The organism is Arthrobacter sp. 05L421 (genome assembly GCF_056397785.1).
In genome coordinates this window covers 536,660-550,516 of record NZ_JBFTOC010000001.1, presented here as the reverse complement: position 1 = coordinate 550,516, position 13,857 = coordinate 536,660, and the positions used below count along the sequence as shown (strand labels likewise).

Sequence of the window (13,857 nt, the reverse complement as noted above, 5' to 3'; positions counted from 1 at the left end):
AACGAACGGTCGGTAATTATTTATCGGAAATTCATGAGGAGCAACCATGGCATCGCAGACCCTGCAGTCAGTGCCCGCCGAGCCATCGCCGGAACGGCATGAGCCGAGGCCCGAGGACGCGGCCCGGCGCGACGCCGAGGGCCAGGCATACTTCGACAAGGTCATGGCGGAGGATTCCCGGATCGAGCCGCGTGACTGGATGCCCCCGGCCTATCGCAAAACGCTCCTGCGCCAGATCTCCCAGCATGCCCACTCGGAGATCATTGGCATGCAGCCCGAGGCCAACTGGATCTCGCGCGCCCCGAGCCTGAAGCGCAAGGCCATCCTCATGGCCAAGGTCCAGGACGAGGCCGGCCACGGACTCTATCTCTACTCCGCCGCCGAAACCCTCGGCCAGCCGCGTGATCAGATGATGCAGGACCTGATGGACGGCAAGGCCAAGTACTCCTCAATCTTCAACTACCCGGCGCGCACCTGGGCCGACATGGGTGCCATCGGCTGGATGGTCGACGGCGCCGCGATCGCCAACCAGGTGCCGCTCTGCCGCGCCTCCTTCGGTCCCTACGGCCGGGCCATGGTCCGGGTGTGCAAGGAAGAGTCCTTCCATCAGCGCCAGGGCTTTGAGATTTTGCTGGAACTCTCCCACGGCACTCCCGAGCAGAAGCAGATGGCGCAGGACGCGGTGAACCGCTGGTACGCCCCGGCCCTGATGATGTTTGGCCCCCCGGATGACGACTCGCCCAACTCCAAGCAGTCCATGGCCTGGAACATCAAGCGATTCAGCAATGACGAACTCCGCAACCGGTTTGTCGGCATGATGATGGAGCAGGTCAAGGTCCTCGGCCTGACGCTGCCTGACAAGGACATCCGGTTCAACGAGGAAACCAAGAAGTGGGAGCACGGGCCGCTGGACTGGGCCGAATTCCATGAAGTCCTGGCCGGCCGCGGCCCCTGCAACGCCCAGCGCCTGGAACGGCGCCGCGAGGCACACCAGAACGGCGCGTGGGTGCGCGAAGCCGCAGCCGCTTACGCGGAAAAGCAGAGCCGCAAGCAGAAGGAATCAGCAGCATGACAACAGAACCCCAAGCAGGAAACGTCTGGCCCATCTGGGAAGTATTTGTCCGCTCCAGCCGCGGCCTGTCCCACGTCCACGCAGGATCCCTGCACGCGCCCGACGCGGCCATGGCGCTGCGCAACGCCCGGGACCTCTACACCCGCCGCAACGAAGGGGTGTCCATCTGGGTGGTCCCGGCCGAGGCCATCGCCTCCAGCGACCCGGATTCCAAAGGCTCCTTCTTTGAATCCCCCCAGGGCAAGGACTACCGCCACGCCACGTACTACACCAAGAGTGAGGGCGTGAAGCACCTGTGAGCACTACTCCTGAAACAGCCCTCAACTCAGAGGAAACGACCGGCCACGGCGACATCACCGTCGGCGTATCCGGCGCGGCTGGAGACAGCGGAGCCAGCGCCACCCGCATCACCCCCGGCAACGCCCTCCGCCCGGAAGACATCGCGCTCTCTGTCAGCCGCGGTACCGCGAAGCCGAGCGAGGACGTCGCCGAGTTCGCCCTCCGTCTGGGCGACGACGCCCTGATCCTGGCCCAGCGCCTGGGCCACTGGATCTCCCGCGCGCCGGAGCTCGAAGAGGACGTCGCCCTCGGCAATATCGCCTTGGACGAACTTGGCCACGCCCGGTCCTTCCTCAGCTACGCCGGCGGACTGGACGGGCGCAGCGAAGACGATCTCGCCTACCTCCGCCGCGAGCACGAGTTCCGCTCGGCGGCGCTCTTCGAACAGCCGAACGGCGACTTCGCCGTCACCATTGCCCGGCAGTTCGTGGTCAGCTACTACCAGTTCGAGCTCTACCGCCGGCTGACGTCCTCCACCGACTCCACCCTGGCCGGCATCGCCGCCAAGGCGGTCAAGGAGGTGGATTACCACCGGGACCACAGCGCCCAGTGGGTCCTGCGCCTGGCCCTCGGCACCGACGAATCACGCCAGCGCATGATCCACGCGTTCAAAGTCATCTGGCCATTCGTGGATGAGCTGTTCCGCGACGACGAGCTCACCGGACGCCTCAGCGAGGCCGGCGCCGCGCCCCAGCCCTCGAGCCTCCGCGAGGATTTCGACCGGCTCACCGGCGAGGTCCTGGCCGAAGCCGAGCTCGAGGTCCCCAATGTGCAGCCCACACCGGGCGGGGGCCGCCGCGGCCTGCACTCCGAACACCTCGGCTACATCCTCGCCGAGATGCAGGTGCTCGCCCGCGAGCACCCCGGAGCCAGCTGGTAGGCACCATGGAAATGTTTGTCTCCGATCCGGAAACCGCGGAGCGCCGCAACGCCGCCAGGGGCAACACCGCCCAGGAGAAAGCCTGGGCGGTCGCAGCCACTGTGTGCGACCCCGAAATCCCGGTCCTCACCATTGCTGATCTCGGCATCCTGCGCAATGTCCAGTTCTACGACGACGGCGGGATGGTTCCCGCCGTCCAGGTCACCATCACCCCGACGTACTCGGGCTGCCCCGCCATGGACGCCATCCGGGATGACCTCACCGCGGCTTTCCACCGCGCGGGGTACCCGAGCGTGAGGGTCGAACTTGTCCTCTCCCCGGCCTGGACCACCGACTGGATGAGCGAGGACGGCAAGGCCAAGCTGGAGCAGTACGGGATCGCCCCGCCGTCGGGCCAGTCGGCAGTCCGGCACGCCGGCCCGGTCCGGCTCGCGCTTGCCGTCAAATGTCCCCAGTGCTCATCGCTGAACACCAAAGAACTCACCCGCTTCGGTTCCACCTCCTGCAAGGCCCTCTACGTGTGCCAGGACTGCAAGGAACCGTTCGACTACTTCAAAGTTTTGTAAGGAACAGGTGCCTCCATGAAGGTTGTCCGCCAGACCGCCGCGGAGTCGGCCGCAGCCACCGGCCGCCGTCGTGCGTCCTTCCACACCCTGACGGTGGATGAGGTCCGCCGGCTCACCGACGACGCCATCGAGGTGACGTTCGGGGTCCCGGCCGGGCTCGCCGGACAGTTCGACTACCTGCCGGGCCAGTACGTCGCGCTGCGCACCACCCTGCCCGACGCCGACGGGCAGCCGCACGAGATCCGCCGCAGCTACTCGATCTGCGCCGAACCGCGTAGCTTCGCGGACGGCAGCAGCGAAATCCGGGTGGCCATCAAGAAAGACCTCGGGGGCCTGTTCTCCACGTGGGCCAACGCCGAACTCAAGGCCGGCGACGTCCTGGACGTCATGAGCCCCATGGGTGCCTTCGTCTCCAAGCACGGCCGCGACGGCAAGCCGGTGGAGCAAAATGTTATGACTTCCATGAATGATCCGAAGGAGCTGGCGGGGGAGCCCGGCTCGTTCGTGGCAATCGCCGCAGGCTCCGGCATCACCCCCGTGATCGCCATCGCCCGCACCTTGCTGGCGGCCCACCCCGAGACCCGCTTCGACCTCATCTACGCCAACAAGGCCGCCATGGACGTGATGTTCCTCGAAGAACTCGCGGACCTGAAGGACAAGTACCCGGCCCGGCTGGCGCTGCACCACGTGCTCTCGCGTGAACAGCGGATCGCGCCGCTGCTCAGCGGCAGGATCGACGCCGAGAAGCTGCAGGCGCTGCTGGGCACCGCCATCCACGCTGACGACGTCGACGAATGGTTCCTCTGCGGTCCGTTCGAACTCGTGCAGCTGTGCCGGGACACCCTCGCCTCGCGCGGCGTCGCCCCGGAGCACGTCCGCTTCGAACTGTTCACCTCCGGCAAGCCGGACCGCCCCGAGGGCAACATTGGCCGGCCAGTGATCGAGGACGAGTCCAAGGAGACCTACAAGATCACGTTCAAGCTGGACGGTTTGCAGGGCGACGTGGCGAGCCCCACCCACGCCCGGGAATCCATCCTCAACGCAGCCCTCCGGGTCCGCCCCGACGTGCCGTTCGCCTGCGCCGGCGGCGTCTGCGGCACCTGCCGGGCCAAGCTGGTCAGCGGCAATGTCACCATGGACGAGAACTACGCCCTGGAGCAGGATGAGCTCGACAAGGGTTACGTCCTGACCTGCCAGTCCCACCCCACCACCCCGGAAGTCACGGTCGACTTCGACGTCTAGGTTTTTCGGCGCCCGCCTTTCGAATCCAAGGAGCCCCATGATTTCCCTGTCCATCGCCGACGGCGTTGCCGAAGTCGTACTCGATGCCCCACACAAGCTGAACTCCCTCGACGAGCAGGCACTCGCGGATTTGTCCCGGGCGTACGACGACGCTGCTGACGCTGCCGCGCGCGGCGAGGTCCGCGCACTGCTGCTCCGCGGCGAGGGCCGCGCCTTCTGCGCCGGCCGGGACATCGCCGGCGTGACCCCGGAGAGCGACGACGCGCAGGCGTACCTGGGCGGGCTCGTCCAGCCGCTGCTCAAGAAAATGAGCACTTTCCCCGCGCCCACGTTCGCGGCGGCGCAGGGCGCCTGCCTCGGTGTGGGGCTGGGCCTGCTGCTGGCCACGGATGTGGTTTACGTGGCGGAGAACGCCAAGTTCGGCTCACCGTTCGCCAAGCTCGGCGCCACCCTCGATTCCGGCGGGCACTGGTATTTCACCGAGCGCCTGGGCATGCACCGGACCCTGGACCTGATTTACACGGCGGAGCTCATGAGCGGCGCCGACGCCGTGGCACGGGGTATGTTCAGCCGGGCCATGCCCGCGGCGGAACTGCTGGAGAACACCCGGGCCATCGTGGCCGGCGTTGCCACTGGCGCCACCGGTGCGTTCCGGGCCAGCAAAGAGCTCGTGGCGCATATCCGGGACCAGCGGCTGGGGCTGTGGGAGGCCATGGAAGAGGAAAACGCAGAGCAGGCACGGCTGTGCAAGAGCGAGGACTACGCCGAGGGTTTCCGCGCCTTCCATGAGAAGCGCACCCCGGTTTTCAAGGGCTGACCGGCGGCCCGGCGGGTTCCGCGGAAACTCATTTCCCGAGTACTCGTCTTTGCCCCGAAGCATTCTCATTTCCTTAACCCGCTTGTAATGTTCGGTTATGAGTCTGGGGAGATCTGTAACTAAAGCTGTCATACCCGCGGCGGGGCTGGGAACGCGCTTCCTGCCGGCCACTAAGGCAATGCCCAAGGAAATGCTGCCGGTGGTCGACCAGCCGGCCATCCAATACGTCGTGGAAGAAGCCGTCCGGGCCGGGCTGACGGATCTGCTGATGGTTACCGGGCGCCAGAAGCGTGCACTGGAGGACCACTTCGACCGCGAACCCTCGCTGGAGCACGCCCTTGAACTCAAGGGTGATTTCGACAGGCTGGAGGCCGTCCGTCACGCTTCCCGCCTGGGCCCGCTGCACTATGTGCGCCAGGGCGACCCCAAGGGGCTGGGCCATGCGGTCCTCTGCGCCCGCCAGCACGTGGGCCATGAACCCTTCGCCGTCCTGCTGGGCGATGACCTGATCGACGAGCGGGACGAGCTGCTGACCACCATGATGGACGTCCAGGCCCGGACCGGCGGCTCCGTGGTGGCGCTGATCGAGGTGGATCCCGCGGAAATCAGTGCCTATGGTTGCGCCGACATTTCGGTGGTGCCGGGCCAGGACCATGTGCGGGTCAACCGGCTCGTGGAGAAACCAGCCATCGCCGATGCCCCGTCGAACCTGGCCGTGATCGGGCGGTACGTCCTGCATCCGGAGATTTTCGATGTGCTGGAGGACACCCCGCCCGGCCGTGGCGGCGAAATCCAGCTCACCGATGCGCTGCAGACCCTTGCCGTGTCCGACTGCGACGGAGCCGGCGTCTACGGTGTGGTCTTCCGGGGCCGCCGGTACGACACCGGAGACAAACTCAGCTACCTCAAGGCGGTCATCTCGATCGCGGCCGAGCGGGTGGAGTTTGGCGAGGAGCTCCGGGCCTGGATGAAGGCGTTCGTAAGCTAGCGCGTGTCCACGTCTTCGAACACCAGGAAGGTCTGGGTGTCCAAGACACCGGGCATGGACTGCAACTGGTCGAAGATCACCCGGCGAAGGTCAATGTTGTCCACGGCGCGCACCAGCAGGATGACATCGAAGTCCCCGCCCACCAGCGCGATGTGATGGACCTCCGGGATGGCGCGCAGGAGTTCGCGCAGCTCGCGCCAGGAATGCTGGCGCACCTTCAGCGTGACGTAGGCCGACGACTTCAAGCCGGCCTTGATGGGATCCACCAGGGCGGTGAACTTGGTCAGGACGCCTTCACCGGTGAGCCGGGCTATCCGGGTGTACGCGTGGGCGCGGGAAATGTGGACGTTCTCGGCCACCTGGGTCACGGACATCCGGCCGTCCCGGGTCAGCTCCGCAATGATGTTCCGGTCCACATCGTCCAGCGGCACCGCCACCTGCTCCGCCTCAAGCTCTGCCATTCGTCTACAACCCCCGCCGGTAATCCAGCTCACACTTACGATTCGTCTTCCAGACTAGGGCAAATTTGTGGACTTCTCCATGGTTTGCCACGGAGGTGGATACGAAACAGCGGCTGGCGGCATACTGGGAAAGATTAGTGGCTACAGAAGGACGGACCAATGACGATCTCCGCAGACCATGCTGCGCAGCAACCTGCGCAGCAGGCCGCGCAGCAAAATCCAGCCAGTGATGCCGTGAGCAAGTTTGGCATCACGGTTGAGGACTACATGCTCCCGGCCCGCCACCAGATCCAGATGGTCGGCCCCGACGGCACCCTGAACCCGCACACGGAACAGGGCACCCAGCCCGGGCACGAATACAGCCTGCCCAGCGAGGCCGAACTGCTGGCCGCCTACGAGCAGCTCGTCGTCGGCCGCCGCGTCAACGACCAGAACTCCGCGCTGGTCCGGCAGGGCCGCATGGCCGTCTACCCTTCCAGCCACGGCCAGGAGGCGTGCCAGGTTGCCGCCGCACTGTGCCTTGCCGAGGGTGACTGGTTGTTCCCCACCTACCGCGACTCGGTGGCCGTCATGGCCCGCGGCGTGGACCCTGTGCAGACCATGACGCTCTTCCGCGGCGACTGGCACGGCGGCTACGACCCCGCCAAGAACAAGGTCGGGATCCAGTGCACTCCGCTGACCACCCAGCTGCTGCACGGCGTCGGCGTTGCGCACGCCGCCAAGCTGCGCGGCGAGGACACCGTGGTCCTGGCCATGTGCGGGGACGGCGCCACCAGCGAAGGCGACTTCCACGAGGCCCTGAACTTCGCCGCCGTCTTCCACCTTCCTGTGGTCTTCTTCGTCCAGAACAACCAGTACGCGATCTCCGTGCCGCTGGCGCACCAGTCGGTTGCGCCCTCGCTGGCCCACAAGGCCGTGGGCTACGGCATGGCCGGCGAACGCGTGGACGGCAATGACGTCGTGGCCCTGCTCGCCGTCCTGGGCCGGGCCGTCAAGCTCGCCCGGGAAGGTTCCGGCCCGCTGCTCGTGGAGGCGCACACCTACCGGATGCAGGCGCACACCAACGCCGACGATGCCACCCGCTACCGTCAGGACAGCGAAGTCGCCGAATGGGTGGCCAAGGACCCGCTGAGCCGGATGCAGACCTACCTGACGGACCGCGGCCTGCTGGACGATGACCGCGCTGCCAGGATCACCGACAAGGCCGAAGCAGTTGCCACGCAGCTGCGCGAAGGCCTCAGCGAAGAGGTTCCGGTGGAACCGCAGGACCTCTTCAAGTACGTCTTCTCCACCCCCACCCCACAGCTGAAAGAACAGTCAGCCATGCTCGCCGACGAACTAGCCCGCGACGCCGCATCCGCCGCAGCCGCATCCACCGCTACGGAGGCCGGCAAATGAGCCCCACCATCACCACGTCCTCCGAGGCGAACGGCAACGTCAGTGCCGCGACCGCCCGCGCCGCCGCCAAGGCTGCCGCCGCCGCAGAACTGACCGGCCCGCAGACCATCACGCTGGCCAAGGCGCTCAACACCGCCATGGCCGACGCCATGCACGCGGACCCCTCGGTCCTGGTCTTCGGCGAGGATGTCGGCATGCTCGGCGGCGTCTTCCGCATCACGGACGGGCTCACCAAGACCTTCGGCACCAGCCGTTGCTTCGACACCCCCCTGGCCGAATCCGGAATCGTGGGCATGGCCGTGGGCATGGCCATGAACGGCATGCGCCCGGTCATCGAGATGCAGTTCGACGCGTTCGCCTACCCGGCCTTCGAACAGATCGTCAGCCACGTCGCCAAGATGCACAACCGCACCAAGGGCGCCGTGAAGCTGCCCATGGTCATCCGGGTTCCGTACGCCGGCGGCATCGGGGGAGTGGAGCACCACTGCGACTCCTCCGAGGCCTACTACGCGCACACCGCCGGCCTGAAGGTCTTCACCCCCGCCACCGTGGCCGATGGCTACCGGATGCTCCGCGAAGCCATCGATTCCGACGACCCCGTCATGTTCATGGAGCCCAAGAAGCTGTATTGGTCCAAGGACCAGGTGGACCTGGACGCGCTGCGCGCCGAGCACGCCGCGAACACCGAGAACGGCACTTCCTCCGAGGGCCGGGCCGCCGTTGCCCGCCCCGGCACCGACGCCACGCTGATCGCCTACGGGCCGTCCGTCCCGACGGCGCTTGCCGCCGCGGCCGCCGCCGCCGAGGAAGGCCGCTCGCTGGAAGTGATCGACGTCCGCTCGATCGTGCCGTTCGACGACGAGACCGTCTGCGCCTCGGTCCGCAAGACCGGCCGCGCCGTGGTCATCGCCGAGGCCCACGGCTTCGCGTCCGTGGCCTCGGAAATCGTCGCCCGGGTCCAGGAACGCTGCTTCCACCACCTCGCCGCGCCGATCCGCCGCGTCACCGGCTTCGACGTGCCCTACCCGGCGCCCAAGCTCGAGCACTACTACCTGCCCGGCGTGGACCGCATCCTCGACGCCGTTGACGACCTCCAGTGGGAAGACTGACCATGAGCGAACCCAAAGTATTCCTCCTCCCTGACCTGGGCGAAGGCCTCACCGAAGCCGAGCTCGTGAGCTGGCTCGTGGCCGTGGGCGACGAGATCCGCGTCGACCAGCCGATCGCCGAGGTGGAGACGGCCAAGTCCATGGTGGAGGTGCCCTCCCCGTACGCCGGCACCGTGGCCGTGCTGCACGGCGAGCCCGGCCAGACGCTCGACGTCGGCAAGCCGCTGATCTCGGTGATGCCTGTGGGTGCTGCCGGTGCTTCCCCGGTTTCGGGTGGGGCCGGTGCGGATGATGCCGCCGGTGGCGCCGCCACAGGCAATGCCGCCCCCGCCCCTTCGCCGGACGGCATTGCTGCAAGCAGCATGCCGTCCGGCTCCGACAGGCCCGATGCCACTCCCGGGGCGGCATTGCCTGCATCGCCTGGTGTTGTTGCTGACACCCCGGCCGCTGCCGCGGCTGAGGCTTACCGTGAGGAGGAGAAGGCTGGGTCTGGGAATGTCTTGATCGGGTATGGGACTCCGGGCGGGCATGGAGTTGCCCGGCGGAGCCGGGCTCCTAAGCGGGCCGTCGCTACTTCGCTTGTCGAGCCTGCCGGCCCGGCGTCTGCTGCCGAGAAGGCTGCCGATGACCTGGTGCTGCTGCGGACCCGGGTGCCGGGGAAGCTCGGGGCGGTTATTTCTCCGCTGGTTCGCCGGATGGCGCGCGATCATGGGGTTGATTTGGGGGAACTCCAGGGGTCGGGGGCCAGCGGGCTCATCATGCGGCGCGACGTTGAAGCCGTCATCAAGCCGTCACCGGTGGTTGAGCGCCCGGCCGCGGAACCTGTCGTGGAGCCGGCCGTTCCGGCCTCGGCGTCGGGTACCGATGCGCGCACCGGGCTGGGCATCTCCGGACGCACAGCGGTACGTGGAGTGCGCAAGGCGGTCGCGGCGAACATGACACGCAGCCGGTCCGAGATCCCGGAAGCGACGGTGTGGGTGGATGTGGACGCCACGGCGCTCGTGGAGATGCGTGCGGCGCTGAAGAAGGCTGACCCGCACAATACCCCGGGCCTGCTGGCTTTCATTGCCCGGTTCGTTACCGCCGGGCTGAAGAAGTTCCCGGAGCTGAACACGCGGATCGTGACCACCGAGGATGCTGCGGGCGGCATGATGCAGGAGATTGTGGCCTTCGACGGCGTCAACCTCGGTTTCGCGGCGCAGACCGACCGCGGACTGATGGTGCCGTCGGTGCGGAACGCTGACAAGCTCAGCGCCCGCGAACTGGACGCGGAGATCCGCCGCCTCACCGCCGTCGTCCGCGAGGGCAAGGCGACCCCGGCGGAGCTGGGCAGCGGCACCTTCACGCTGAACAACTACGGCGTGTTCGGGGTTGACGGTTCCGCCGCGATCATCAACCACCCCGAGGTGGGGATCCTGGGCGTCGGGCGGATCATCGACAAGCCTTGGGTGGTCAACGGCGAGCTCGCGGTCCGTAAGGTCACCGAACTGACCCTCACGTTCGACCACCGGGTGTGCGACGGGGGCGCCGCAGGCGGTTTCCTGCGTTATGTCGCCGACGCGATCGAGAACCCGGGGTCGGCGCTCGCGGACATGTGAGCACTTGGCTCGGGGGATTCGCTGGCCCGGGATTCCCGGCCGGGCGGGGCCGCACGGTTAGTTCTGTGCGGTTCCCGCTCCCTTCTCCGCCCGCGCGGAAGGCCGCCGCACCGGCCACGACGCCGGCAGGAGCAGCAGCCGTTCGCGCTGAAGCGGCGGATGAGGGCAAAGTCGTCAGTGGTGGCCACAGGCTACTCCGCGGCGAGGCTAAGACGAGGGCCTCCGGGCAGAGCCGCCACAGGGGCGGGACGGGCATGCCCTGAAGGGAATTGCCAGCCGACACGGGTAGAATCGAGGCCTGTGCAGCGCACCAACACAGCACCAACAAGACCGCACAAACAACGCCGGAAAAGCGTCGGAAATACGGAGATGCAATGTCACGATGGCTCGAGGTCGGTCCAGACAACTACGTACTGACAACTCAAGGTTCCCTGCTCAATACGGGTATGGTGGTCGGCACCGAGCGCGCCATGGTGATCGACACCGGCGGCGGCCCCCGGCAGGGCCGTGAGATCCTGGCGGCCGTGCGGGAAAAGACCGCGCTGCCACTGGTGGTGGTCAACACGCACGCCCACTACGACCACTTCTTCGGCAACGCCGTCTTCGCCGACGACGGCGTCACGGAATTCTGGGCGCACGAGAACTGCGCTGCGGAAATCGAGGAGAACGGTGATGAGCAGCGGCGGTTCGTGGCCTCGGCGGAACCGGAAATGGCGGCCGGTCAGGGCACCGATGCCGAGCTGGTGGTTCCGAACGCCATCGTGAAGGACCAGCCCGTCCTTGTGGATCTTGGCGGCCAGACCGCCACCTTGTTCTATCTGGGCCGCGGCCACACCGATGGCGACCTCCTGGTCGGCACGGCGAGCACCCTCTTCGCCGGCGACCTCGTGGAACAGGGTTCACACCCCTCCTTCGAGGACTCATTCCCGGAAGACTGGGCCGACGCCCTCCGGCACCTCTCTGCGCTGCGGCACCGTTACGAGTTCCTGATTCCCGGCCACGGCGAACCGTGCTCGGACCAGTTCGTCAAGACCATGGCCAACACCATGACCACCGCGGTCCGGCAGGCAATCCAGGCCACCCGGGAAACCCCGGACGACGCCACCAAGGCCATCCCGATCCTGCCGTACGGCCCCGAGCAGTCGCGCTGGTTTATCAAGCGCCTGCAGGACACAGGGGCCCACCGCTAGGGCCAGGATCTTGGCAGTAATGGTAAGTGTGCTCATTACTGCCCCTAGACTTGTTCCTGGAACGATGTCAATCGAGCACTGCAGCGGTCTGCGCTGTGATCCCTGGGGGGAACGAACATGCCAGAACAGGTCGAAAACAAGACCGCCAACGCCCTCGCTGAAGCTGAAGCAGCTGCAGAGGAGGCCCAACTCCCGCGTCGGAGGGACCGCCGCCGCGGCGACGACTCCGACGCCTGGACAGGAACCATGCCTATCATTTCCAGCAACCAGGCTGACCAGCGCCCGACGGCCCCCAGCAGTTCCTGGGCGCAGGCTGCTGCTGCAGCCGACGCACCCGCGCGCCCGCAGCCCGCAAAACCGTCCAAGGATCCTGCTCTGAAGCCGCCTGCCCCCGAGGCTGCTCCTGCCGTGCCCGCCCAGCCCACCCGTTCCACGCGTTCGGCCAGCAGGGCGGCGGCACTGGCCGACGCCCCGGTGCCCGACTTCATCAGTTCCCCGGGTCTCTTTGTCCGCGAGCAGAAGCCCCGGCCCGTCGGCGGTTTCCGCGGGGCGCTCTACAACCTGACCGGCGGCGGGCTGAACCTGGGCCCGAGCGCCAGGCAGCGTGAGGAAGACGAACTGGCCCGGCGCATCTCCCGCCAGCTCCAGGGCAGCTACAACACCGCCGTCCTGAGCCTGAAGGGCGGCATCGGCAAGACCTCCACCACGGTTGGCGTCGGACTGACCCTGGCGGAGTTCCGGGGCGATCCCCCGTGCGCGATCGACGCCAACCCTGATTCCGGCGACCTCGTCGAACGCGCCCTCGGCGAGGGCATCTACCAGCAGCAGAGCCCGCGGACCATCACGGACCTGCTCGGGAACATCGAGTCAGTCGATTCCCTCACGGCACTGGCCCGCTACATGCACCATGCCGGCAGGCTGCACCTCATTGCCGGTGAACAGGATCCCGAGGTATCGGATTCGCTGACGGCCGAGGAATACCTGCGGATCCGCAAGCTCATCTCCGCCTACTATTCCGTGGCGCTGATCGACTGCGGCACGGGCGTGACGCACAATGCCATGAGCGGCATCCTGCAGTCGGCGGACAACCTGATCATCGCTGCCGGCTATGCCGTCAGCGGCGCCAAACGGGCCCGAAGCACCCTTCACTGGCTGGCGAGCCACGGCTACGAAGACCTGGCGCGCAACGCCGTCGTGGTCATCACCGACAAGGACGAGGTGTCCACCCGGGTGGACAAGGACGCAATCGAGGAACACCTGTCCGGCATCTGCCGCCAGCTGATCGCGGTTCCGCACGACCGCGGAGTGGCCGACGGCGACCTCGTCACCCTCGACGTACTACGCCCTGAAACGCGGCGCGCCTACCGTGAGATCGCCGCGGCAATCGTGGACGGCTACGTCTAAGCGCCCACGCAGGACTCCGCGGTACATTTGAGCATGGCCAACCACTACGTCGGGGACGACGCCGCCCGGCACCTGCAGGACTTACTCCTGGGGACCGAAAACGTCGACGACTTCCTGAATCGTCTCGCGGAGTTTTCCGCCGCCTCGTTGAGCCACATGACCGGCGCCGAGATTGAGTGCGGTGTCACGCTCCAGCGCCGTAAACGGACCATGACGGTCGCGGGCAGCAGCCCTCACGCCGTGGTCCTGGACCGCATTGAGCAAAGCCTCCGTTCCGGCCCCTGTGTCGAGGCTCTGCGCACCAAGGCCGTGGTCCTGCTGGCGGACGTGGACACGGACCCCCGCTGGCCCGACTACCAGCTCCAGCTTGCCGCTAACGGGTGCCGCAGCACCCTGGGCGTTCCCCTGGAGATCGGTGAGGACGCCGCCGCGGCACTGAACTTCTTCGCGGCGGACACTGGACTCTTCACGGAGGCGACCATCGCTGAAGCGGCCGGGTTCGCGGACTTGGCAGGGCGTGCCCTGCGCCTGGCCGTGCGCATCGGAACCGCCCAGTCCCGGGCCGAGGACCTGCAGGCCGCCATGGAGAACCGCACCTCCATAGATCTCGCCTGTGGTGTGATCATGGCGCAGAACCGCTGCTCCCAGGACGAGGCCATGGCCATCCTGACCCGAGTATCCAGCAACCGGAACCAGAAGCTCCGTGACGTCGCCGCGGACGTCCTCCGGCACGTCACCAGCGTCGGGGTCCGCACCCACTTCGACGCCTAAATCAGGGAGGGCCCCGGCGGAT

The 13,857-nt window shown here is 67.1% G+C and carries 14 protein-coding genes; 13 read left to right on the top strand and 1 reads right to left on the bottom strand.

What is annotated here, in order from left to right; translation table 11 throughout:
- Positions 1–46 precede the first annotated feature (46 nt).
- From paaA to galU, 7 genes are all read left to right on the top strand, one after another.
- Positions 47–1,072: a 1,2-phenylacetyl-CoA epoxidase subunit PaaA gene (gene paaA / locus AC1DKQ_RS02540; RefSeq protein WP_476884539.1), complete on the top strand. Its 1,026-nt coding sequence runs from the start codon at positions 47–49 to the stop codon at positions 1,070–1,072.
- Positions 1,069–1,371, top strand: coding sequence for a 1,2-phenylacetyl-CoA epoxidase subunit PaaB (gene paaB, locus AC1DKQ_RS02535; RefSeq protein ID WP_028277739.1), 303 nt, complete (start codon positions 1,069–1,071; stop codon positions 1,369–1,371). The genes paaA and paaB overlap by 4 nt, the downstream gene beginning before the upstream one ends.
- The gene (gene paaC / locus AC1DKQ_RS02530) at positions 1,368–2,291 is read left to right on the top strand and encodes a 1,2-phenylacetyl-CoA epoxidase subunit PaaC (protein WP_476884540.1); all 924 of its coding nucleotides are present in this window, start codon (positions 1,368–1,370) and stop codon (positions 2,289–2,291) included. Before paaB ends, paaC begins: the two co-directional genes overlap by 4 nt.
- A gap of 11 nt (positions 2,292–2,302) precedes the next feature.
- Positions 2,303–2,857 carry a 1,2-phenylacetyl-CoA epoxidase subunit PaaD gene (paaD, locus tag AC1DKQ_RS02525; protein ID WP_476884564.1) on the top strand — a complete coding sequence of 185 codons (555 nt, stop codon included), beginning with the start codon at positions 2,303–2,305 and terminating at the stop codon, positions 2,855–2,857.
- A 15-nt stretch (positions 2,858–2,872) separates the two neighbouring features.
- Positions 2,873–4,099, top strand: a complete 1,227-nt coding sequence (gene paaE, locus AC1DKQ_RS02520; RefSeq protein ID WP_476918119.1) for a 1,2-phenylacetyl-CoA epoxidase subunit PaaE — start codon at positions 2,873–2,875, stop codon at positions 4,097–4,099.
- Between the two features lie 37 nt (positions 4,100–4,136).
- Positions 4,137–4,916, top strand: a complete 780-nt coding sequence (locus AC1DKQ_RS02515) for an enoyl-CoA hydratase/isomerase family protein (RefSeq protein WP_476918118.1) — start codon at positions 4,137–4,139, stop codon at positions 4,914–4,916.
- Positions 4,917–5,013: 97 nt separating this feature from the next.
- A complete protein-coding gene (gene galU / locus AC1DKQ_RS02510; RefSeq protein ID WP_476884543.1) occupies positions 5,014–5,904 on the top strand; it encodes a UTP--glucose-1-phosphate uridylyltransferase GalU in 891 nt (296 codons plus the stop codon).
- On the opposite strand, the gene AC1DKQ_RS02505 is transcribed toward galU, so the two are convergent.
- Positions 5,901–6,365 carry an Lrp/AsnC family transcriptional regulator gene (locus AC1DKQ_RS02505; RefSeq protein ID WP_090574884.1) on the bottom strand — a complete coding sequence of 155 codons (465 nt, stop codon included), beginning with the start codon at positions 6,363–6,365 and terminating at the stop codon, positions 5,901–5,903. The genes galU and AC1DKQ_RS02505 overlap by 4 nt on opposite strands.
- Positions 6,366–6,524: 159 nt before the next feature.
- Here AC1DKQ_RS02505 and pdhA point away from each other — a divergent pair, with 159 nt between their 5' ends.
- The 6 genes from pdhA (at position 6,525) to AC1DKQ_RS02475 (ending at position 13,835) form a co-directional block, all read left to right on the top strand.
- Complete coding sequence (pdhA, locus tag AC1DKQ_RS02500; RefSeq protein WP_476918117.1) at positions 6,525–7,763, top strand: pyruvate dehydrogenase (acetyl-transferring) E1 component subunit alpha; 1,239 nt, start codon at positions 6,525–6,527, stop codon at positions 7,761–7,763.
- On the top strand, positions 7,760–8,872 hold the full coding sequence (locus AC1DKQ_RS02495) for an alpha-ketoacid dehydrogenase subunit beta (RefSeq protein WP_476918116.1): 1,113 nt from the start codon (positions 7,760–7,762) through the stop codon (positions 8,870–8,872). Before pdhA ends, AC1DKQ_RS02495 begins: the two co-directional genes overlap by 4 nt.
- A gap of 2 nt (positions 8,873–8,874) precedes the next feature.
- Positions 8,875–10,470: a dihydrolipoamide acetyltransferase family protein gene (locus AC1DKQ_RS02490; RefSeq protein ID WP_476918115.1), complete on the top strand. Its 1,596-nt coding sequence runs from the start codon at positions 8,875–8,877 to the stop codon at positions 10,468–10,470.
- A gap of 374 nt (positions 10,471–10,844) precedes the next feature.
- Positions 10,845–11,660 (top strand): MBL fold metallo-hydrolase, encoded by an 816-nt coding sequence (locus tag AC1DKQ_RS02485; protein WP_476884547.1) that lies wholly within the window; start codon positions 10,845–10,847, stop codon positions 11,658–11,660.
- 117 nt (positions 11,661–11,777) lie between these two features.
- Positions 11,778–13,064 carry a MinD/ParA family ATP-binding protein gene (locus AC1DKQ_RS02480; RefSeq protein ID WP_476884548.1) on the top strand — a complete coding sequence of 429 codons (1,287 nt, stop codon included), beginning with the start codon at positions 11,778–11,780 and terminating at the stop codon, positions 13,062–13,064.
- 33 nt (positions 13,065–13,097) lie between these two features.
- Positions 13,098–13,835, top strand: coding sequence for a GAF and ANTAR domain-containing protein (locus AC1DKQ_RS02475; protein WP_476918114.1), 738 nt, complete (start codon positions 13,098–13,100; stop codon positions 13,833–13,835).
- The last annotated feature ends 22 nt before the right edge of the window (positions 13,836–13,857 follow it).

Coding starts and splice junctions, on each gene's coding strand:
- paaD (WP_476884564.1), top strand. CDS start 2,303: ATGTTTGTCTCCGATCCGGAAACCGCGGAGCGCCGCAACGCCGCCAGG.
- AC1DKQ_RS02515 (WP_476918118.1), top strand. CDS start 4,137: ATGATTTCCCTGTCCATCGCCGACGGCGTTGCCGAAGTCGTACTCGAT.
- AC1DKQ_RS02475 (WP_476918114.1), top strand. CDS start 13,098: ATGGCCAACCACTACGTCGGGGACGACGCCGCCCGGCACCTGCAGGAC.
- paaE (WP_476918119.1), top strand. CDS start 2,873: ATGAAGGTTGTCCGCCAGACCGCCGCGGAGTCGGCCGCAGCCACCGGC.
- AC1DKQ_RS02495 (WP_476918116.1), top strand. CDS start 7,760: ATGAGCCCCACCATCACCACGTCCTCCGAGGCGAACGGCAACGTCAGT.
- AC1DKQ_RS02505 (WP_090574884.1), bottom strand. CDS start 6,365: ATGGCAGAGCTTGAGGCGGAGCAGGTGGCGGTGCCGCTGGACGATGTG.
- paaA (WP_476884539.1), top strand. CDS start 47: ATGGCATCGCAGACCCTGCAGTCAGTGCCCGCCGAGCCATCGCCGGAA.
- AC1DKQ_RS02485 (WP_476884547.1), top strand. CDS start 10,845: ATGTCACGATGGCTCGAGGTCGGTCCAGACAACTACGTACTGACAACT.
- pdhA (WP_476918117.1), top strand. CDS start 6,525: ATGACGATCTCCGCAGACCATGCTGCGCAGCAACCTGCGCAGCAGGCC.
- AC1DKQ_RS02480 (WP_476884548.1), top strand. CDS start 11,778: ATGCCAGAACAGGTCGAAAACAAGACCGCCAACGCCCTCGCTGAAGCT.
- paaB (WP_028277739.1), top strand. CDS start 1,069: ATGACAACAGAACCCCAAGCAGGAAACGTCTGGCCCATCTGGGAAGTA.
- galU (WP_476884543.1), top strand. CDS start 5,014: ATGAGTCTGGGGAGATCTGTAACTAAAGCTGTCATACCCGCGGCGGGG.
- AC1DKQ_RS02490 (WP_476918115.1), top strand. CDS start 8,875: ATGAGCGAACCCAAAGTATTCCTCCTCCCTGACCTGGGCGAAGGCCTC.